Genomic DNA, 20,106 nt, shown 5'->3' with positions numbered 1-20,106 from the left:
AAGCGGCGATTGTACTGCATCACGAAGGATGCGATTCACTCTCGGGACGGGCTGTCGCATTCTTTGTATAAAGAGCGTGGGTAAAGCGCCTCGTGAAAGAGTATCGATCTACAACGGGCGATCTTGAACGAAGGGCGGTAGAATCAGCGCACTTCAGTTATCCACAAGTGGCCGACCCTTGCTAATCGAGTCCCGCCGCCGCGCCTATTTGAACGCCATGCAGGTGGTCAACTGGCTGCCGCGCACCGAATTGCCCTTCGCCGCACCGTCGCGGCCCGAGCTGCTGGACATGCCCGAGCCCGAGGTAGAGGCGCCGGTCGTGCTTGCTCCGCAGGCCGAAGCACCGGCAGCACCGGCTGCGCGTCCGAGTGAGCGGCCGAAGATCGAGGTGCCGCGTCCTTCGCTGGCCAGCACTCGAACCAACGCCAAACCGGTAGAAGAGGCCGACGACACGCCAGTCGTCGCCAAACCGGCACCGGTGCCACCACCGCGTTTCGCCCTGCAGTTACTGCGCGCCGGGCGATGCCTGCTGCTGGTCGAGTTACCCACAGGCGAACCGTTCCAGAGCCGTGATCCCGCCTATTTGCTGCTGAAAGACATGCTGCGCGCCGCCGGTCTGCCGGATGCGCCGCAAATCGTCGGTGAGCCGGTGCGCTGGCCGTGGCTCAATCGCGGCACCATGGATCAAGGCCCGGAGGCGGCGCGTGATTTCGTTCAGGGTTTCCTTTCCGTGCAAATGGAAGCCGCACCCTGCGCCTGTCTGTGGCTGATCGGCTTGCCGGCGGTGCGTTTTGCCGGTGAAGCGGATGCCGAAGCGTTCAATCGTGAATTGCAGATCGAAGGTCTGGGCTCGGCCTGGGCCATTCCCGGTCTGGAATTGTTAATGGAAGAGCCACAGCGCAAGGCCGCTGTGTGGCAAGCCATGCGTCGGCTGATGGCGCGCTGGAAAGAATCGAATGAGTGACGCTGTATCGTTCCGCCCGATGACCGAGGCGGATCTGGAAACCGTGCTGAAAATCGAGTACGCCGCGTACAGTCACCCGTGGACCCGGGGGATTTTTCTCGACGGCCTGGGTAAATACCAGATCTGGCTGATGTTCGAAGGTGAGCAACAGGTTGGCCACGGGGTGGTGCAGATCATTCTGGATGAGGCGCACCTGCTCAATATCACCGTCAAACCGGAGAATCAGGGGCGCGGGCTGGGCTTGACGTTGCTCGAGCATCTGATGTCGCGGGCGTATGCGGCTTCTGCGCGAGAATGTTTTCTGGAAGTGCGTGACAGCAATACGGGCGCGTTCAAGTTGTATGAACGTTATGGCTTCAACGAGATTGGCCGGCGTCGGGATTATTATCCGGCGGTGGGTGGGCGTGAAGATGCTGTGGTCATGGCCTGCACCCTGGTTGACTGATCGCCTTTAAAAGCTTCGCGAGCAGGCTCGCTCCCACATTTGGTTCATGGCGTTCATACATTTTGTGCGCAACCCGAAACCCTGTGGGAGCGAGCCTGCTCGCGAAAGCGTCCTGTCAGGCAGCGAAGATCAGCGGTTGCCATCCAGCGGATCGCGCCGCGCCAGTTCCGCCTCATCCAGCCCGTTGCCTCCGCCAATGTCATCTTCATCGACGATGCTCAAGTCCCAATCGGCCTGATTGCCTTCCCCGGCCTCTTCGGCGTCCCGCGCGCCATCTTCATGGATCAGCGTTTCCGGGCTCAGGTCATCGTCAGTCGGCTCATGATCACTGACTGAAGCCCCGGTCATGCCCGCCTCGCGCACCCGTTCACGCGGCATCAACTGCTCGCGTTCACGCTCTGGAATCTCATCACCGATTTTCGCACTGGGTTCGTCTTCATCGAAATCCAGCTCATGCACCGAACCCATGCGGTCTTCGTTATCATCGATGGGCTCCGGTTGCACCGCATCGTAAGGGCGTCGTGAATCAGTCATGGCAATTCCTCATACTGTGGGCCTTACTTAGGTGGACTCACCGGGCACACGAGAATTCCAATGAAATCACTTGCGATTCTGGCGTGACCCCGACGGGCGGTCGTCTGTCAAAGCAGCGCATCTTTCTTGAGGCCTTACAGCATGCACGACTTACAAGACCTGATTGATAACAACGAGCGTTGGGCTGACGCGATCACCAAGGAAGACCCGGATTTCTTCGCCAAGCTGGCGCGCCAGCAAACGCCGGAATATCTGTGGATCGGCTGTTCCGACGCACGTGTGCCGGCTAACGAGATCGTCGGCATGCTGCCGGGTGATCTGTTTGTGCACCGCAACGTCGCCAACGTGGTGCTGCACACCGACCTCAATTGCCTGTCGGTGATCCAGTACGCGGTCGACGTGCTCAAGGTTAAACACATTCTCGTCACCGGCCACTACGGCTGCGGCGGTGTACGCGCCTCGATGCAGGACCGTCAGTTCGGTCTGATCGACGGCTGGCTGCGTTCGATCCGCGATCTGTACTACGAAAAACGCGAGGAGCTGGCCAAGTTACCGACCGAAGAAGAGCAGGTTGATCGCATGTGCGAACTCAACGTGATCCAGCAAGTGGCTAACGTCGCCCACACCAGCATCATCCAGAACGCCTGGCATCGCGGGCAGAGCCTGTCGATCCACGGTTGCATCTACGGCATCAAGGACGGCCGCTGGAAAAGCCTGAACACCACCATCAGTGGTTTCGAGCAATTGCCGCCGCAATACCGTTTGCGTCCGGTTGGCGCGTTGTAAACGGCCTTTCAGCGCAAACCCGAGTGCCGCCAGCGCTGTAAAAAGTGCTGGCCCTCTATGCTGGGCGGTTCGTCGTAACCGGTGATCCACCCTCGACAGCGTTTGGCTCCGCAGCCGCAGGCAAACTGATGCAGCAGTTTGTCTTCGGTGGCGGCGTAGTCCATGGTCAGCCGCTCCCCCCTGTGGATATCTTTCAACGCCCACAACCACAGCTCGCTCATGTCGAGAAACACATTGGGGTCGCAGGCGTGTTCGATCAAACCGCAAAAGCGCGGATCGTAAATGTGGATGCCCGTCAGCATCTGTCGGGTCTGTCGGCAGCGATAGGGCAGAAGTTGCCCTGACACCCGGCACATCCGATGGCTTTGCAGAAACTCACGCCGCGCCGCGACCCCCATAGGGCTGGCGTGCGCATCGTGGATGATTTCGAAATCGGCACTGGCGGGAAACCCCAGTCGCACCGGCAAACCGGCGAAGGGGTAAATACCTTCAGTATCGCGTGGCGCCGATTGCGCCATGGCGTGGATATTCATAACAGTCCTTGTCGCAAAGGTTTCGCGACTTCCTGGGGTTGACGTCCTGTCAGTGCTGCAATACTTCTGTTTGGATCCAATCGTGCCGTATTAGGTATAGCTGGTCTACTGTCAGATCTGACAGGCGAGTTAGACGCTTTCCCGCGTCAGCATTGGCTGACACGGGAGCGCTTCAAGCGATTACAGGTGCGGGGCGGGAACGGCGGTGGCAGGCAGCGGTGCCTGCAACTGCTTCAGTTGTGCCTTGATCGGGGTGGTTGCGCACTTGGCGACAGCCTGTTCCGGGGTCAGGTTGCGGATCGAGGTGTAGAACAACTCGCAGGTTTTGACTTTCTGCGTGACCTGCCACGTCTGTGTGCAACTGTTGAGCGTGGTCTGTGCATCGCTGCCTGGTTTGCTGCCCATGCCCGCCTGCCAGCAGGCCGCGCTCAAATCCTGGCCCATGACTTTCAGACCTGCAGCATCAGCCTTGGCCTGTGCGTCGTCGCCGGTGTAGCTTTTCGGGTCAGCGGCGTACCAGATATAACTCGGGTGGTTGGAACCCAGCACCGGCACTTTCACGCCTTCGCTCGGGCTGATCGTCGCCAGGCCCAAGACATTCACGGTTGGCCCGTATTGCTGCTTGATCCAGTTACGCACCGGCGCGCCGAACGCGACCATCGGCAGCGTCGTGCCGCTGGCGGTCTGGCTGAACTGTTTGACCAGGGTGGTCTGGTAGTCCTTGAAGTAGTCATACACGCCTTCCAGATCACTGCCAGCATTGGACGGCGCAGCGATCGGGGCGATATCGATGATGGTTTGATAGGCCGGCGTCTGCTCGGCAGGAATGCCATTGTCAGTCAGCAGCGTCGCCCAACGATCGGTGGTGTTCGAACGCAAATAATCCTGCGCTTGGGTCAGCGAGTAATCTGGCGGGAAGTGCAGCAACTCGACACTTTTACGGTTTTCCAAAGCCATGCCCAGCGGCAGGAACAGGTACCAGCTGTAGGCCCATTTACCGTCGGCATTGAGCTTGCTCGCGCCGGTGTAGGCCAGATCTCCCGCGTCCAGCAGCGCCGACAGCGGTTTGTCGTAATCCTTTGGCACGCCGGTGATCTCGGCGTAGAGCTGGCCGTTATCGGTTTTTACCAACACCTTGGCATCGGCATAACCATCGCGTTGCACGCTCTGGCTCAGGTAATGGGCGACAGTCTGTTCCAGCGTCCAGTTGCGGAAGCAGATTACGCTGCAATTGTTGGGGTAAGCGAACAGGCGGGTAACGCGTTCGGTGCTGCCCAGTTTCAGATCGACATCGGCGTGGGCGGCCGCGCTCAGCGTCAGCGCGGCAAGTGTGAGTCCTGCGAGTTTGAACATGCTCAGATCCTTTTCAGCGTGGGTTCCCCGCGTGTCGGGGGCGCCTCATAGTGGATCAGCCGCGTTTGACAGAGAAGCTGTCATCCGCAGATTTTTGCGCAAACTCGCTGGGCTGGGTTTCAGGCCGGAAAATGTAGGGCGTTGGTCAAATCGCCCATGGGTTGCTGGCCCCGGGCAACCATCGCCTCGTCACGTTGTTTGAGACCGTCGAGCGTTTCCAACTGGAAGACACGGGTGATCAACCGCAGGATCGATGCCGTGTCGTAGACCGTATGATCCACCGTGCCCCTGCGTGCAAACGGCGACACTACCAGCGCCGGCACTCGCGAGCCCGGCCCCCAGCGGTCGCCCTTGGGCGGCGCGACGTGATCCCACCAGCCGCCGTTCTCGTCGACCGTGACGATCACCACCATGTTTTGCCACTGTGGACTTTCACGCAGCACCTTCAGCGCACGCACGATGTGCCGGTCACCGGACGCCACGTCGGCATAACCGGCGTGCATGTTCAGGTTGCCTTGCGGTTTGTAGAAGCTCACTGCCGGCAACTTGCCCGCTTCGGCATCGGCGAAGAATTTGTTGCTGCTCGACTCATCGCCCAGGCCAGCATCGCGCAGGCGTTTATTGCGCTCGTCGGGGTTCTCCGGGCCTTGTTGCTTGAAGTAGTTGAACGGCTGATGGTGATACTGGAAGTTGGGGATTTTCGGAATGCCGCCGGAATCCTTGTACTGATCCAGCGTCGCCTGCCACGCGCCGGCATACCACGCCCAGTCAATGTGCTTTTTCGACAGCTTGTCGCCGATGTGTTCGTGGGTCTGCGGCACCATCACGTTGGGCAGATCCGCTTTTGAATAAGCCGGGCGCTCAGGGTCGCGAATCCACGTCGGCCAGTAGGGTGGGGCGAGGGTGTTGACGCCGAAGCCATCCGGGGTCAGCGCACTCGGGCCGAACTGCGGCGGGCCGCTCATGGCGCTGGCCGGCGATTGCTCCAGCGGCTTGAGGCGCGGGTCGCTCGGATCATCGCTTTGCAGCGCGGCGATCTGCGACTTGGCCACCGAATTGGCCGCGTCAGGATAGAACGGCGCGGTGGCGCTGATCAGGTATTGGTGGTTGAGGAACGAGCCTCCGAAGGCGCCCTGGAAGAAGTTGTCGCACAGCACGAATTCCTGCGCGACATCCCACAGGCGCAAGGAATAGCGGCTCTGGGCGTAGTGGCCCATGGTCAAGCCGCCGGAGTCGGCCCAGGCGACGAAGCCATCGTTCTTGCCGCCATTGATCTGCATTTGGTTTTGATAGAACACGTGCCACAAGTCGCGGGTCACCAGGCCGAACGGCAAGTCCTCGCCGTTCGGTCCTTTGAGGGCGAACGGTGCGTTGGGCAGGTTTTCCTGAAACTGCGTGGCGCTGGGGTAGGTCACGCCATCAAGGGTTTGCGGGCCGATCTGCAGCATACCGCCCCAGACCGGAGGCAGGGTTTGCAGCAGCGAGCCGTCGCGATCACGTTGTTGATAGTCGCCGGGTTTGAGCGCGGCCAGCGGCTTTTCGACACCGGGGAAATCACCGAACAGGTTATTGAAACTGCGGTTCTCGGCGTAGATCACCACTACGGTTTTCACCTGATCGCGCAGGGCTTTGTCCAGCTCGGCGGGCGTCAGCGGGCGTTCGGTCGGTTTGCCCGGTTGATCGCTGGCGCTGCCACACCCGGCCAGCGTGGCACCGACACCGAGCACCGCGACGCCGCCGAGGAAGCGACGGCGACTGGTGTCGGTGGGGTGATTGGATGCGGGTGCGTCAGTACCGTCTGTGTCGTCTTTCATCGTTCAGCCCGTTTTGCTTAATTGTTTCAGTATGTTTCGGGCGGACGCTAGCAAGGCAATGTGACGGTTGGGTGACAGAGCGTTTTGTCGTTGCGCTCCTAGCCGGGCATGAGCTGGGTGAGCGAATAGCCGAGCCTGCTCGCCGCTGTTACGGCGGTCATGACCACCAGAAACAGCAATTGCAGCGGACTGAAGTGCGCCCAATGCAATGCGGTCAGCCAAGGGTGGCGGCTGCTCAGTTCCGGATCGAGCGAGCCGATACGGCGTTTGTGCACCTGCCCGATCAGGAGCGTGCCGACATAAGTGAGCGCGCCCAGCGGCCCGAGCATCAGCGAAAACAACAGCAGCATCACCACCTGCGGAACCCCGTGGCGTATCACCAACCAGCGCGTGTCAGGGTTCCATTTGCGCGGAATCAGTCCCTCGGTGAGCCACAGATCCGGCACGATCACGTGGGCCGTGAGCACCACCCACCAACTCAATGCAAAGCGAAAAAACCATACCGGTACGCAGGCAAAGATCATCGGAATGAAGATGAGATTGGCGGCATCCCTTTTCTCAATACCCAGATAGAACAGGCACAGCGCCAAGGCAATTGCCGCCCATACCCGTACCCAGGTCTCGGCGGCGATGGGCCGTGGAAAGAACCGTCGCCAGTAAAAAACATCGGCATAGGGCAAACGTGCGAGCAGCTCGGGGAAGCGCCAAGCAAGCTTTTCCGACAAGTCATGGCAGGCCTGCCATTCATTCTGGCCAAAGCCATCAATGATCTTCTTCTGCTGCAGGGGCTTGAGCGGATTGATCAACAGATGCGCGGCCTGAACGTCGGCCGCCCACGTGCGGTCACTTTCCGCCTTGCCCCGCAGATTGTCATAGAAGCTTTCCTGATCGCAGCGTTCGATCAGTCTGTCCCAGAGCCAGTCCGGTTGCGGGTGCAGGCCTTTGTTGTGATCCCAGCCGAACAGTTGGCCGATGCGGTCGAACAGCGGCACGCTCCACTCGCTGTCATTGAGCAAGTGCAGCAGGGTTTGCTGCCATTGTTCGCGGCGATCAAATACCTGCAGCCATGGCTGAGCACTGTAGCGCTTGAGCAAATTGAGGAATTCGCGCTCGCTCTGGCTTTCCAGCAGCGCTTGCAGGGTGTTTCGGTAATCGGCCATCAGGCTCTCGGCGAGCCCGTCACGCTGACGATCATTCATCAGCACGTCTTGCCACGGCCCCAACCATCCCAGTTGCTCGACGGCCCAGTGCAGCACTGGGCTGCGCAGATGTGGCTGGTCAAAACACCGTTGCAGCAACAGCCTTTCGAACGCCTTGGCGCAGCCTTGCTGTTGCGCCTGATCCCAACGCTCGTCGAGGTTGTCTGGCGACAGGCCTTCGAGCAGTTGCTGTGCGGCTTGCGTTTCAACAGCGTGCGCATCTACATACGTGTCCGCGGCCATGGGCTCGACACGTAGAACCTCGTCCCTTTCGGGCGGCACGAACGGCTCCGGGGCGGCCGGGCTGACGGGCGGAAACTCAGGGGCGGCAACATCGCATGGCTGGTTTTGCAGGTGGCTGTGTTTGTTTGCCAGCGCAGCATCGAGAGCCAGTGCGGCAAAGGCGCTGGAAGCCGTGGCCACGGCGACGTCTTCTTCGTCCGCAGGCTCAGCGTTTTCAAGGCGCCACCGGGCAATCGCCAACGCTTGTTCGTAGGCTTCGCGCAGGCGCTGGAAACCTTCGGCATCCTCATCGGGGCGGAAGGTTTTCAACAGGCGCGCATAGGCGCGCTTGATGTCGCGGGCTTCAGCGCCATCGTGCAGGTGCAGCACCGACCAGCAATCCATGGCCAGGCTCCTTATTGCCACGGGGTGCGATCAAGCTCGCTCAGGCGGCGGCTCAAGTCGGTGCGCACTTCACGGATCTGGCGCTCGTCCTGAGAGTCGAGGGCGATCTGGAATTGCTTAGCCCAATCGCCCATCAGATCACGCAGATCGCCCAGGCTTTCCTGATAGAGGCGCTCCAGACGGGCACTCAACAGCGTGTTGACCTGCTGCTCGCGCGGATGAATTTTCAGCTGTGCCAGGTTCTGCAGGCGTTGCTGGATCTCCTCGGGGGAGAGCACGCCCGGGTTGTTCTCGATGACCAGCGAATGCTGTTGCCCGGTCAGGGGGATTTTCACCTGAGCTTCAAGCAGACCGTTGTTGTCGTAGGTGAAACGCACATCGAGAGCGACTTCGCCGGCCTTGCGTTTCGGTACCTTGATGTCCAGTTCGCCGAGTGCCACGTTGTCTTTGACCAGGCGGCTTTCGCCCTGAAAGATCCGTACGACCACCTGTTCCTGATTGTCGTGCAGGGTGTACACGGTTTTCACCCGACTGACCGGGACGATGCTGTTGCGCTCGATGATCGGCAGGTAGTGGCCGCTCTCATAGTTACGGCCGACTTGTGTGGAGGTCTCGATGCCCAGGGTGTAGGAGCAGACATCGGTCAACACCACTTCTTCCAGCGCTGCAGCGCGAGCCTTGAGTGCCGCTTGAATCGCCGCGCCCTGTGCCACGACCTGATCCGGGTCGAGGGTGATCGACGGGAAGCGGCCGAACAGCCCGGCAGCGAGTTTGCGCACCAGCGGCATGCGCGTGGTGCCGCCGACCAACAGAATTTCGTCCAGATCGCTGACACGGATGCGCGCATCGCGCAGCGCCCGTTCAATCGGCGCGCGCAGGCGTTCGAGCAGCGGCATGTAAAGCGTCGCCAACTGTTGTTGGGTGATGGTGTGCGTCCACTGCCGCTCACCGAGTTGCAAGCGGAATTCGGCGCTGTCGTCCTGGCCCAGCGCCTTGCGCACGCGTTCGGCCTCTCGACGCAGCGGCTGGATGACGCTGCTGCGCTCAGGGAAGTCGGCGGCCGAGCGGTGCTGGCTGATGAAGTGCTCCAGCAGCACCGTGTCGAAGTCTTCGCCACCGAGGAAGTTGTCACCGGCGCTGGCGCGCACTTCCATGACCCCTTCGAACAGCTCCAGAATCGACACGTCGAACGTGCCGCCACCGAGGTCGAAGACCAGGAACGAAGTTTCCTTGTCGCGCTGGTGCAGTCCATAGGCGAGGGCAGCGGCGGTTGGTTCGTTGATCAGCTTCTCGACCTTCAGCCCGGCCAGTTCGCCGGCGATGCGCGTGGCTTTGCGTTGAGCGTCGCTGAAGTAGGCCGGGACGCTGATCACGGCTTCGGTGACGGTTTCGCCATAGGCGCGTTCAACGTCTTCTTTCAGACTCTTGAGCACCAGCGCGGACAGCTCTTCCGGGCGAAACGCTTTGTCGGCCAGATACGTTTGCGTGGCGCTGCCCATGTGGCGCTTGAACAGCGACGCGGTCAGGCGCGGATGCGTGTGCAGACGCTCGCGCGCCGCCTGACCGACCAGAATCCGGCCCTGATCATCCAGGCCGACAACGCTCGGTGTCAGGAACTGACCCAGGGCATTGGGCACCAACTCGGTGGCATCGCCACGCCAGACGGCGACCAGGCTGTTGGTGGTTCCCAGGTCAATCCCTACGATCATTGCAACGAACTCCCTTTGCGCTTGAAAAAAAATGAAACATTTATGGGCGCGCAGAATATTACCGAGGGAGCGATGCGGTAAAGCAGGATGATGGCTCTGAGCCATTATTTGCGACAGGCAGCCCGACACAGAGCTGTTTCAGGAGAAAAGTGTGGGGCGCGGCCATCATGACTGCGCCCCGCTAGGGTTAAGGCATCACTGGCGGCGTATACGCCAGCGTCGTCCCCAACGCCCACAGCAACAGCAGCACCAGCGGCGTGTGCACCAGCAATTGCACAAAGGAGAATCCGATCAGGTCCCGCGCTTTCAGCCCGAGTACGCCGAGCAGCGGCAGCATGTAGAACGGGTTGATCAGGTTCGGCAGCGCTTCGGCCGCGTTGTAGATCTGCACCGCCCAGCCGAGGTGGTATTGCAGATCATTGGCGACCTGCATCACGTAAGGCGCTTCGATAATCCACTTGCCGCCGCCCGACGGAATGAAGAAGCCCAGTATTGCCGAGTACACGCCCATCAGCAGCGCATAGGTGTCGTGGGAAGCGATGCTGACGAAGAACGTCGAGATGTGGTGCGCCAGGGTTTGCGCGTCCGTACCTTTGACCGTGGTCATCAGCGCGGCGATCGAGCCGTACAGCGGGAACTGGATCAACACGCCGGTGGTGGTCGGCACGGCGCGGGCGACGGCATCGAGGAAACTGCGCGGCCGCCAGTGCAGCAAGGCGCCGAGCATGATGAACAGGAAGTTATAGGTGTTCAGCCCGGAAATCGCGGTGATCGCCGGTTTGGTTGAAAACTCATGGAACAGCCATCCCGCTGCCAGCAGCACCAGCACGATGATCAGCAGCGGACTGTGTTCCAGCCATTCACCCGGACGCGTACGCGGTTGCAGCGGTGGCAGGTTGAAGGCCGGGTCGATGCCACAGGCCTTGGCGTCGCGCGCCGAATTCGGCCCGGGGGCGGTGGCGTAGGCGATGATGATCGAGATCACGATCAGCGCCAGCAACATCACGCCGGACTGCCAGAGGAAAATCGTTTCAGTGAATGGAATCACCCCGGTGATCGACAGGATCGACGGCGGCAGGCTGGCGGGGTTGGCCTGCAATTGCGCAGCCGACGACGACAAGCCCAACGCCCACACCGCGCCAAGGCCCAGATAAGCCGCAGCACCGGCGGCGCGGTAATCCATTTTCAGATCAGTGCGGCGGGCGAGGGCGCGCACCAGCAAACCGCCGAACACCAGCGACAGGCCCCAATTGAGCAGGGACGCGACCATCGAGATCAGCGCCACCCAGGCCACGGCGGAACGGCCGTTCTTCGGGATCCGCGCCAGGCGATCAATCAGTTTCACGGCCGGTGGCGAACTGGCGACTACATAGCCGCCGATCACCACGAAGGCCATTTGCATGGTGAACGGGATCAGGCTCCAGAACCCGTCGCCGAAGGCCATCGCCGCATCGGTGGGTTTGGCGCCCATGGCCAGGGTGGCCAGGGCGACGATGATCACGGCCAGCGCGGCGAAAACCCAGGAATCGGGAAACCAGCGTTCGGCAAAGCTTGAACAGCGCAGGGCAAAGCGTGCGGAGCGGCTATCTTCGATATCAACGGCCACAGGAAGTACCTCGGATTTTTTATGGTTATTTTTGATCCGGCAGGCGAAACGCAGATCTCCTGTAGGAGTGAGCCTGCTCGCGATGGCATCGGCACGTTCAACATGGAGGTGACAGACACACCGCTATCGCGAGCAGGCTCACTCCTACAAGGTTCCCGGCTCGGCTCGAGGTCGGTGGGTTTCACCTGGCAGGACAGGCTTCAACAGTAAATCAAGCGAAGACGATTTGTGAGCAGGTTTTGCAAAACCGGGACTATGGTCTAACGGGTTGTCCATCCGCGCATTTGCGTAGACCATGGGCGCCTTGGTTTTTTGCCTGCCAGAGTTCTTTGCCATGACCGCCCAATCCACGGCCAAACCCTTGCCGTTCAGCCGCTCCGACTACAAGACCCTCGGCCTTGCGGCCCTTGGCGGGGCGCTGGAGATTTACGATTTCATCATTTTCGTATTCTTCGCCCTGACCCTCAGTCAGTTGTTTTTCCCGCCGGAAATGCCTGAGTGGCTGCGTCTGCTGCAAAGCTTCGGGATCTTTGTCACCGGCTACCTGGCGCGGCCGCTGGGCGGGATCCTGATGGCGCATTTCGCCGACAGACTCGGGCGCAAGAAAGTCTTCAGCCTGAGCATCCTGATGATGGCGCTGCCGTGCCTGCTGATCGGGATCATGCCGACCTATGCGCAGATCGGTTATTTCGCGCCGTTGCTGTTGCTGGCGCTGCGCATCCTGCAGGGCGCGGCGGTCGGCGGGGAAGTGCCGAGTGCCTGGGTGTTTGTCGCCGAGCACGCACCGGCCGGCCATCGTGGTTACGCGTTGGGCTTTTTGCAGGCCGGGCTGACCTTCGGTTATCTGATCGGCGCGCTGACCGCGACGTTCCTCGCGCAAGTCTTCACCCCGGCGGAAATCCTCGATTACGCCTGGCGTTATCCGTTCCTGCTCGGTGGTGTGTTCGGCGTGATCGGCGTTTACCTGCGGCGCTGGTTGAGCGAAACCCCGGTGTTCATGGCCATGGAAGCGCAGCGTGAGGCGCGGGTTGAACTGCCGCTGCGCACGGTGTTGCGCGAGCATCGACTGGCCATGCTGCCGGCGATGTTGCTGACTTGCGTGCTGACTTCGGCGGTGGTGGTGTTCGTCGTCATCACCCCGACCATGATGCAGAAAACCTTCGGCATGACCGCCAGCCACACCTTCGCCCTCAGCGCCCTGGGCATCGTGTTTCTCAATATCGGCTGCGTGATTGCCGGTCTGTTGGTTGATCGCCTCGGTGCCTGGCGCACGGTCATGCTCTACAGTCTGCTGCTGCCATTGGGTATCGGTGTGCTTTATGGCTGCCTGATCATCGGTGGCGAGTGGATTGGCATTGCATATGCCATTGCTGGTCTGGCGTGCGGTGTCGTCGGCGCTGTGCCATCGGTGATGGTCGGCTTGTTCCCCGCGCGTATCCGCGTGTCCGGCATTTCCTTCACCTACAACATTGCCTACGCGGCGTGGGCGAGCACCACACCGCTGTTGCTGATCGGCCTGATGCCGTGGAGTCCGTGGATCTGTGTGATGTTCTGCGCGGTGATGGGCGTTGTGGGGCTATTGACGGCAGCGTATTTTGGCTCGCGAATGCCGCGCACAGGACAATGTCAGGTGGCCGGAACTGCCTGACAGCGTGCGCTCGAACTATTTTTGACCGACGGGTCGCAAACGCTCTTCAGAAAAGCTTTTCAAGGCCGATGGCTAGGCTGTATCCCGCTTTCTATCCTGCCCATCGGTACTTTCCCATGTTCAACAAACGCCTGAAGCAAGAGCTGGCCACTCTTCGTGAAGAACTCTCCAGCCTTGTGCAGGTGAAGGAAAGCCTGGAAAGCGAGATGCTGGTGCTGTGCCTGGAACCTGACGGGCGCATTCAATCGGTCAACCAGAACTTCCTTACCGAGATGCTCTACAAGAGCCAGGACCTGATCGGTCGAGCGATTGAAGATATCGTCCCGGCCCACGTAAAGACCGACGAATTCCATCACCGCTTCAAAAACGCCATGACCCGCGGCGAGCATTTCGCCGGTGCCGTGCGCCTGTTGCGCGGCAATGGTGAGGAGGCGTGGCTGCGTTCGATCGTGCAACCGGTGCGTTCTTCGGACGGGCGGATCAAGCACATTTCGCTTTACGCCAGCGACCTGACCCGCACCATCGAAGCCTCGCGTGAACACGAAAATCTGATCGGTGCGCTGGTGCGTTCGACGGCGGTAATCGAGTTCGACCTTAACGGTAATGTGCTCAATGCCAACGATCGCTTTCTCAGCGGCATGGGTTACAGCCTGGCGCAGATCAAGGGCAAACATCACCGGACGTTCTGCGCGCCGGAGGAATACAACAGCGCCGAGTACCAGAATTTCTGGCGTCGTCTGAACAACGGCGAGTTCGTCGCTGACCGCTTCAAGCGTGTCGACAGCCATGGCCGTACCGTGTGGCTGGAGGCGTCCTACAACCCGGTGGTCGATGCCAACGACAAACTCTACAAAGTGGTGAAGTTCGCCACGGTGATCACCGATCAGGTCAACCGCGAACAAGCCGTAGCCGACGCGGCGAGCATTGCCTACAGCACTTCGCAGCAAACCGACAGCACGGCCCAGCGCGGTACCACGGTGGTGACTGAAGCGGTCAACGTAATGCGAGATCTGTCGCGACACATGCAAGCCGCCGGTGAAGGTATCGAAGCACTCAACGAGCAGTCGCAGGTAATCGGCACCATCGTCAAAACCATCAGCGGCATTGCCGAACAGACCAACCTGCTGGCGCTCAATGCTGCCATCGAAGCGGCCCGTGCCGGCGAGCAGGGCCGAGGCTTTGCGGTGGTGGCTGACGAAGTGCGGCAACTGGCCTCGCGCACCAGTCAGGCGACCGAAGAGATCGTCACTGTGGTGCGACAGAACCAGGAAATGGCACGCAACGCCGTGGCCCTGATGACCGACGGCAAACTCCAGGCTGAACAAGGCCTGGCGCTGGCAGCAGAGGCGGGCACAGTGATTGTCGAGATTCAGGATGGCGCGCAGAAAGTCGTGAATGCCGTGGGCCAGTTCGCCAACCAACTCTCCCACTGACCTGCACTAAACCCTGTAGGAGTGAGCCTGCTCGCGATCACGGTCTGACATTCAACATTTGTGCTGACTGATACACCGCTATCGCGAGCAGGCTCACTCCTACAAATTTACGTTGGCGCTACAATCGGCTCCTTTTCCCCCGGAGCAGATCCCATGAGCGATTCCCACCGCCGCCCGGTGCCCCTGAACAAAGCCTACCGTTTGCTCAACCACGGGCCGACCGTGCTGGTCAGCGCCGCCCACGACGGTCAGCGCAACATCATGGCTGCCGCCTGGGCGATGCCGCTGGATTTCGAACCACCGAAAGTCGCCGTCGTCCTCGATAAATCCACCTGGACCCGCCAACTTCTCGAAGCGTCCGGCACCTTCGTGCTCAACGTGCCGTGCGTCAATCAGGCCGATATCGTGCAAACCGTCGGCAATACCTCGGGTCTGGACATCACCCAAACCCAAGGGCAAGACAAGTTCCAGGCTTACGGCTTACAGACCTTCAATGGCGAACAAGTCGAAGCGCCGCTGCTTGACGGCTGCGTAGCCTGGCTGGAATGCCGTTTACTGCCCGAGCCGCGCAACCACGAGCAATACGACCTGTTCCTCGCCGAAGTCATCGCCGCCCATGCCGATGAACGTGTGTTCAGTGACGGGCGCTGGCATTTCGAAGGTCATGATGGTTTGCGCACCTTGCACCACGTGGCGGGTGGGCATTTCCTGAAGATTGGTGATGGGGTGGATGGGAAGACGCTAGCGGTTTGAATAATAGCTTTGCGTTGATGTTTGACCTTTGGCCCAATCAAAAAAAATCCGATGCCTTTGTGGGCATCGGATTTTTTATACGTCGAAGTAATTACGCCGTCGGCTGAACGTTATCCAGCGCCTGATTCACCGTCAGCTCACTCAGCATGACGATTTGCGCGATACCCAGCGCGGTCTTGCGGTGCGCGGTATCCAGCACAGCGGCGAAATTGTTGAGCATCTCGGTGACCGAACCCAGGGACTCACTGGCATTGGCCAGCAGCGATTCGGTGTCGTAAACCGGGTTGGCGAGGTACATGGGTTCAGCTACGCGGGTGGACGCCATGATGTGAATGGTCGGTTTGAGGTAGTGGTCGAGGGCGCGGTCGGCCGCTTCGTTGAGTTTTTTGCTGTCGATGGTTGCGTACGGGGATGTTGGGTCGGTGTTTGTTTCGGGGGGATTGGGTGTTGGTTTTTTCATGGTGTTCTCCGATCAGGATAGGAGCTGGCCGATTCGGTTTCCGAACGAATAGGTGGCAGCTGTACGCAGGTTGGAAACCCGGGGAACGGAGAACCCGGTTGACCCGAAGGTCTCCCGCGCACAGCCGCCATAACGGAGTGCACACCATGAAGGTGCGCAAGGATACGTTATGAAAGGCGCTTGTGCGCTCGGTTCTACTCGGGGTTTCCAATCCCGGTCACTGAATTGGCAGCGACGAGTACAGGCTAGAGAGCTGACGTCCGACGGACAACCTGAAAACCTTGTGGGACGGTTCTCTGTTTACCTCGAAGTTTTTAAACATCCCGATTTGAAATACGCAGTGTGCTAAGCAAAAGGCCTACCTCCCGGTAAGCCTTTTCTCTTTGCGTCCTAGCCTCAATCCCCCAGCGCTTCCCCCTCACGCCGTGGATCCGCGCCACCTTCCAACGACGCTTTCCCCTGCGCATCCTTGACCCGCACGATGGCCTGGGTGCCGCTGGTCATGTCGATTTCACTCACCGCATGCCCTTTGTCTTTCAGCGCCTGAATCAGCGCCGGGCTGAACTGGCCTTGTTCCAGTTCGGTCGGGCCATTGCGGCTGCCGAAGTTGGGCAGGCTGATGGCGCTTTGCGGGTCGAGGTTCCAGTCGAGCAGGCCGACGGTGGTTTTCGCCACGTACTCGATGATTTGCGAACCGCCCGGCGAGCCGACGCTGGCGAGGAATTCGCCGCTGTGGCGATCGAAGATCAGCGTCGGGGCCATCGACGAGCGTGGGCGCTTACCGGGTTCGACGCGGTTGGCGACTTTCTGGCCGTTCTCTTCGGGGATGAACGAGAAGTCGGTCATCTGGTTGTTCAGCAAGAAACCTTGAACCATCAGGTGTGAACCGAATGCGGCTTCGATGGTGGTGGTCATCGACACCGCGCCGCCGAGGTCATCCACCGCGACCACTTGCGAGGTGGAGATGCGCAGCGGCGAACGGTCCGGTGCGTAGGCGACCTGCACACCCGGTGGCGTGCCCGGTTTGGCGCTGACCATGCTGCGTTCGCCGATCAGGCTGGCGCGGCTGGCGAGATATCCGGGATCGACCAGACCTTTGACCGGTACCGGCACGAAGTCGGTATCGGCGACGTATTGCGCGCGGTCGGCGTAGGTAAGACGCTCGGCCTCGGCGATCAGATGCACGGCTTGCGGATCCGGTTCAATGCCGGCCGGTTTGTCGGTCTTCTGCGGTTTCAGCGGCGTCAGGGAAAGACGTGGATCGCGGGTTTCCAGCGCCTGCAACGTGCCGAGAATCTGCGCCACGGCGATCCCGCCCGACGACGGCGGCGGCATGCCGCAGACCTGCCAGCGTTTGTAGTCGGTGCACAGCGGCGCGCGTTCCTTGGCCTGATAGCGCTGCAGATCGTTCAGCGACAGGCTGCCGGGGTTGGCGTGGCCCTGCACCTTGGCAACGATTTCTTCGGCGATCGGGCCTTTGTACAGTGCGTCCGGGCCTTCGTTGGCGATGCGTTTGAGCACGGCGGCCAATGCCAGGTTTTGCAGGCGCGTGCCGACGGCTTTGACGCTGCCATCGGTGTTGAGGAAGTACTTGGCCATATCCGGCGACTGGCGGATGACTGGGTCTGATTCCAGCAGCGAGTGCAATCGCGGGGAGATCGCAAAGCCTTGCTCGGACAGTTTGATCGCCGGTTCAAACAGCTTCGCCCACGGCAGGCGACCGTGTTGTTTATGTGCCATCTCCAGCGCGCGCAACACGCCCGGTGTACCGACCGAGCGACCGCCGATCTGCGCCTGCGGGAACGACATCGGCTGGCCATCGGCACGCAAGAACAGCTTCTCGGTCGCGCCGGCCGGTGCGGTTTCGCGGCCGTCATATGTGCGCACTTGTTTACCGTCCCACAACACGATCATCGCGCCGCCGCCGATCCCGGACGATTGCGGCTCAACCAGGGTCAGCACCGCTTGCATCGCAATCGCCGCATCAATCGCCGAGCCGCCCTGACGCAGCATCTCGCGACCGGCTTCAGCAGCCAAGGGATTGGCAGCGGCGGCCATGTGTTGGCTGGCGTGGCGGGTTTGCAGGTCGGTGCGGTAACCGGAAGCGGCTTCCGGCGCCAGCGGCAAAGTCGAGGAGGGCGGGGCGTTGCACGCGGTGAGGGTCAGGGCGCTGATGATCAGCGTCAGGGCAGGCAGGCGAAAGCGGCTCAAGGGCAAGGCTGAAAACACGCGGGCTCTCCGTCCGTGGGATAAAAGTCTCAGGGACTTTATCGACCGCTCGGTCGCGACGCAAACCGGTGGGCATTTTTGTCTTTCTTTTCGGGGCGGATGTTCGCTAGGGTCAACCGCAAACTCATCGAACTGAAATTCGCCCCTGTGGGAGCGAGCCTGCTCGCGAATGCGGCGTGTCAGGCAACCAAATGTTGGATGCACCACCGCCTTCGCGAGCAGGCTCGCTCCCACAATTACAAGATCAACAAGAGGATGATATGCACAGTGAGTTCCCCACCGAATCCAGCTACCGCGACCAACGCGAACAGTTCATCGCCGCCGCTAACGCCGCCGGTGCCACGCTCACCTCGTACGCCCATCCACGCTGTGGCCCGTTTGGCGAACCCCTGAGCACCGACGTCGCCGTGCTCGGCAATCCACAGGCTAAACGTCGGCTGGTAACGCTCAGCGGCACGCACGGAGTCGAGGGCTATTACGGCTCGGATTGTCAGATCGATTGGCTGAAGGCATTCGTACCGGGCTCGCTGCCCAAGGATGTCGCGGTGGTGATGGTGCACCTGATCAACCCATGGGGTACGGCGTGGTTACGCCGGGTCAACGAAGACAACATCGACCTCAACCGCAATCACCTCGATTTCACCGAGCCGTTGCCGGACAACCGCGCGTACGCCGCACTGCATGAAATCTACGCCTGCACCGATTTGCATGGCCCCGAGCGCCAGCGCGCCGATGCCTTGCTCGACGCACAGATCAACGAACACGGCTGGCCAGCGGTGATGTCGATTGTCGAGGGCGGTCAGCACAGCCATCCCGACGGACTGTTTTACGGTGGCCGCGCGCCGAGTTGGTCGAATCGCACGTTGCACCAAATCATCAAAACGCATCTGGCTGGCGCTGAAACCGTGATGTGTTTTGACCTGCACACCGGCGCCGGCGAGTACGGTCATCCGATGTTGCTGACTATCACCCAGGCGCCTTACCCGGCACTCGCGCAGGCACAGGCAATTTATGGCCCATGGCTTTACACCCTGCACACCGGCGCCGACACCTTGAGCGAAACCGGAGTGGCCGCGACTGCCACCGGTTACACCTCACAGGCGTTGCTAAATGCATTGCCGGACGTGCAATTGATGCCGTTCGTGATCGAGTGCGGGACGTATTCGGGGCCGGCTGTGCATCGGCATTTGCGTGATGACCAGTGGCTGCATTTGCACGGTGATCCGCTGGATGCGATAGGGCGTGAGATCAAACTGAATCTGCTCGAGCAGTTCTATCCAACTGATCCGGATTGGCGGGCGATGGTCGGTTTGCGCACTCGGCAGATCTGGGTGAAAGGGTTGTCGGCGTTGGCTTGCTGAAAAGGCATTTCGCGCCTGTAGTACCTCGCCCCCGACCTAGCGGTTGCTCCACATTTCTCCTGCAAACCTTTCAGGTCGACAACTTACGCGCCTTTACCTGAGGATATTTTCTGTTGTTTTTTCCAGGATGGATTTCAGATGAAAAGGATGAGTCCGTTGCCATTCAACTCTATTTTCAGTCGGCCATTGTCATGAGTATTTCCAATGAAGACCGTGATTTTCTGGTGGCGCTGGGCAGTCGCATTGCTCACTTACGCACAGTGCACGAGATCACACAGACTCGGTTTGCACGGGCCTTAGGTCTTTCCCGGCAAACCTTTCAGGGCTATGAGGAGGGCACCCGCAGCATGCCGGTCACGACACTGGTGAAATTGGCATTTGCGCTTCGCGTGCCTGTTGAAGACCTGCTCGGGGTTCCCTCGTACACGGAGACGCCCAGACGCAGCTTGACCTCGACGTGGTATCGACGGCTGCAGTCCATCAATGAACTTTCGAAGGTCCAGCAGAAGGTCATTGCGCAGATGCTTGACGCACTAATCGCACAGGCAGCGACCAAAACGAGCGACGAAGAAAGAGAAATTTGAAGTAACCCAAAGAACGCGGAACCAAGGTGCGCGAACACCCTGGCCCCGCTAACCACAAAGCAGCTTAA

The 20,106-nt window shown here is 60.4% G+C and carries 17 protein-coding genes and 1 pseudogene; 9 read left to right on the top strand and 9 right to left on the bottom strand.

What is annotated here, in order from left to right:
• Nucleotides 1-217: 217 nt before the first annotated feature.
• Together HU754_RS25340 and rimI are read left to right on the top strand one after the other, a co-directional pair.
• On the top strand, nt 218-964 hold the full coding sequence (locus tag HU754_RS25340; protein ID WP_116255203.1) for an energy transducer TonB: 747 nt from the start codon (nt 218-220) through the stop codon (nt 962-964).
• Complete coding sequence (gene rimI / locus HU754_RS25335) at nt 957-1,409, top strand: ribosomal protein S18-alanine N-acetyltransferase (RefSeq protein WP_007912963.1); 453 nt, start codon at nt 957-959, stop codon at nt 1,407-1,409. Before HU754_RS25340 ends, rimI begins: the two co-directional genes overlap by 8 nt.
• Before the next feature lie 129 nt (nt 1,410-1,538).
• Here rimI and HU754_RS25330 read toward each other — a convergent pair whose 3' ends face one another.
• Nucleotides 1,539-1,943, bottom strand: a complete 405-nt coding sequence (locus HU754_RS25330; protein ID WP_016983591.1) for a hypothetical protein — start codon at nt 1,941-1,943, stop codon at nt 1,539-1,541.
• Nucleotides 1,944-2,084: 141 nt separating this feature from the next.
• On the opposite strand from HU754_RS25330, the gene can reads away from it, so the two are divergent.
• The gene (gene can, locus HU754_RS25325; protein ID WP_007912954.1) at nt 2,085-2,729 is read left to right on the top strand and encodes a carbonate dehydratase; all 645 of its coding nucleotides are present in this window, start codon (nt 2,085-2,087) and stop codon (nt 2,727-2,729) included.
• Between the two features lie 8 nt (nt 2,730-2,737).
• On the opposite strand, the gene HU754_RS25320 is transcribed toward can, so the two are convergent.
• From HU754_RS25320 to HU754_RS25295, 6 genes are all read right to left on the bottom strand, one after another.
• Complete coding sequence (locus tag HU754_RS25320) at nt 2,738-3,262, bottom strand: SET domain-containing protein-lysine N-methyltransferase (RefSeq protein WP_095125804.1); 525 nt, start codon at nt 3,260-3,262, stop codon at nt 2,738-2,740.
• Between the two features lie 180 nt (nt 3,263-3,442).
• Complete coding sequence (locus HU754_RS25315) at nt 3,443-4,615, bottom strand: hypothetical protein (RefSeq protein ID WP_186624711.1); 1,173 nt, start codon at nt 4,613-4,615, stop codon at nt 3,443-3,445.
• A 119-nt stretch (nt 4,616-4,734) separates the two neighbouring features.
• Nucleotides 4,735-6,429 carry an acid phosphatase gene (locus tag HU754_RS25310; RefSeq protein WP_186624710.1) on the bottom strand — a complete coding sequence of 565 codons (1,695 nt, stop codon included), beginning with the start codon at nt 6,427-6,429 and terminating at the stop codon, nt 4,735-4,737.
• Nucleotides 6,430-6,527: 98 nt separating this feature from the next.
• Complete coding sequence (locus HU754_RS25305) at nt 6,528-8,255, bottom strand: J domain-containing protein (RefSeq protein ID WP_186624709.1); 1,728 nt, start codon at nt 8,253-8,255, stop codon at nt 6,528-6,530.
• An 11-nt stretch (nt 8,256-8,266) separates the two neighbouring features.
• A complete protein-coding gene (locus HU754_RS25300; RefSeq protein WP_186624708.1) occupies nt 8,267-9,964 on the bottom strand; it encodes a molecular chaperone HscC in 1,698 nt (565 codons plus the stop codon).
• A gap of 187 nt (nt 9,965-10,151) precedes the next feature.
• On the bottom strand, nt 10,152-11,570 hold the full coding sequence (locus tag HU754_RS25295) for a short-chain fatty acid transporter (RefSeq protein WP_007912940.1): 1,419 nt from the start codon (nt 11,568-11,570) through the stop codon (nt 10,152-10,154).
• A 334-nt stretch (nt 11,571-11,904) separates the two neighbouring features.
• On the opposite strand from HU754_RS25295, the gene HU754_RS25290 reads away from it, so the two are divergent.
• The 4 genes and pseudogenes from HU754_RS25290 to HU754_RS25280 all read left to right on the top strand — a co-directional run bounded on the left by HU754_RS25290 (nt 11,905) and on the right by HU754_RS25280 (nt 15,404).
• A complete protein-coding gene (locus HU754_RS25290; RefSeq protein WP_186624707.1) occupies nt 11,905-13,218 on the top strand; it encodes an MFS transporter in 1,314 nt (437 codons plus the stop codon).
• Nucleotides 13,194-14,111 (top strand): annotated as a pseudogene (locus HU754_RS29915) (PAS domain-containing protein); the annotation flags it as partial. The gene HU754_RS25290 and the pseudogene HU754_RS29915, both read left to right, overlap by 25 nt.
• Nucleotides 14,091-14,651, top strand: coding sequence for a methyl-accepting chemotaxis protein (locus tag HU754_RS29910; RefSeq protein WP_371748318.1), 561 nt, complete (start codon nt 14,091-14,093; stop codon nt 14,649-14,651). The pseudogene HU754_RS29915 and the gene HU754_RS29910, both read left to right, overlap by 21 nt.
• A 153-nt stretch (nt 14,652-14,804) precedes the next feature.
• Nucleotides 14,805-15,404, top strand: coding sequence for a flavin reductase family protein (locus HU754_RS25280; RefSeq protein ID WP_186624705.1), 600 nt, complete (start codon nt 14,805-14,807; stop codon nt 15,402-15,404).
• A 91-nt stretch (nt 15,405-15,495) separates the two neighbouring features.
• Here HU754_RS25280 and HU754_RS25275 read toward each other — a convergent pair whose 3' ends face one another.
• Together HU754_RS25275 and ggt are read right to left on the bottom strand one after the other, a co-directional pair.
• Nucleotides 15,496-15,864, bottom strand: a complete 369-nt coding sequence (locus HU754_RS25275) for a DUF6124 family protein (protein ID WP_186624704.1) — start codon at nt 15,862-15,864, stop codon at nt 15,496-15,498.
• A gap of 396 nt (nt 15,865-16,260) precedes the next feature.
• Nucleotides 16,261-18,093 (bottom strand): gamma-glutamyltransferase, encoded by a 1,833-nt coding sequence (ggt, locus tag HU754_RS25270; protein WP_186624703.1) that lies wholly within the window; start codon nt 18,091-18,093, stop codon nt 16,261-16,263.
• A gap of 260 nt (nt 18,094-18,353) precedes the next feature.
• Between ggt and HU754_RS25265 the strand changes: the two genes are divergently transcribed.
• Entirely contained in the window at nt 18,354-19,454 is a 1,101-nt protein-coding gene (locus tag HU754_RS25265; protein WP_186624702.1) for a DUF2817 domain-containing protein, read from the top strand.
• Between the two features lie 113 nt (nt 19,455-19,567).
• Nucleotides 19,568-20,038, top strand: coding sequence for a helix-turn-helix domain-containing protein (locus HU754_RS25260; protein WP_186624701.1), 471 nt, complete (start codon nt 19,568-19,570; stop codon nt 20,036-20,038).
• The last annotated feature ends 68 nt before the right edge of the window (nt 20,039-20,106 follow it).

Origin of the sequence: Pseudomonas zeae, from assembly GCF_014268485.2 — a bacterium.
GTDB classification, from domain to species: Bacteria; Pseudomonadota; Gammaproteobacteria; order Pseudomonadales; family Pseudomonadaceae; genus Aquipseudomonas; species Aquipseudomonas neuropathica.
The sequence above is the reverse complement of the archived record's forward strand: the minus strand, read 5'-3'. Positions and strand labels throughout refer to the sequence as shown.

Bases quoted from the DNA above. Each gene is read 5' to 3' on its own strand.
- HU754_RS25290 (WP_186624707.1), top strand. From the start codon at position 11,905: ATGACCGCCCAATCCACGGCCAAACCCTTGCCGTTCAGCCGCTCCGAC.
- HU754_RS25320 (WP_095125804.1), bottom strand. From the start codon at position 3,262: ATGAATATCCACGCCATGGCGCAATCGGCGCCACGCGATACTGAAGGT.
- HU754_RS25315 (WP_186624711.1), bottom strand. From the start codon at position 4,615: ATGTTCAAACTCGCAGGACTCACACTTGCCGCGCTGACGCTGAGCGCG.
- can (WP_007912954.1), top strand. From the start codon at position 2,085: ATGCACGACTTACAAGACCTGATTGATAACAACGAGCGTTGGGCTGAC.
- HU754_RS25305 (WP_186624709.1), bottom strand. From the start codon at position 8,255: ATGGATTGCTGGTCGGTGCTGCACCTGCACGATGGCGCTGAAGCCCGC.
- HU754_RS25280 (WP_186624705.1), top strand. From the start codon at position 14,805: ATGAGCGATTCCCACCGCCGCCCGGTGCCCCTGAACAAAGCCTACCGT.
- HU754_RS25300 (WP_186624708.1), bottom strand. From the start codon at position 9,964: ATGATCGTAGGGATTGACCTGGGAACCACCAACAGCCTGGTCGCCGTC.
- HU754_RS25330 (WP_016983591.1), bottom strand. From the start codon at position 1,943: ATGACTGATTCACGACGCCCTTACGATGCGGTGCAACCGGAGCCCATC.
- HU754_RS25310 (WP_186624710.1), bottom strand. From the start codon at position 6,429: ATGAAAGACGACACAGACGGTACTGACGCACCCGCATCCAATCACCCC.
- HU754_RS25265 (WP_186624702.1), top strand. From the start codon at position 18,354: ATGCACAGTGAGTTCCCCACCGAATCCAGCTACCGCGACCAACGCGAA.
- HU754_RS25275 (WP_186624704.1), bottom strand. From the start codon at position 15,864: ATGAAAAAACCAACACCCAATCCCCCCGAAACAAACACCGACCCAACA.
- HU754_RS25340 (WP_116255203.1), top strand. From the start codon at position 218: ATGCAGGTGGTCAACTGGCTGCCGCGCACCGAATTGCCCTTCGCCGCA.
- rimI (WP_007912963.1), top strand. From the start codon at position 957: ATGAGTGACGCTGTATCGTTCCGCCCGATGACCGAGGCGGATCTGGAA.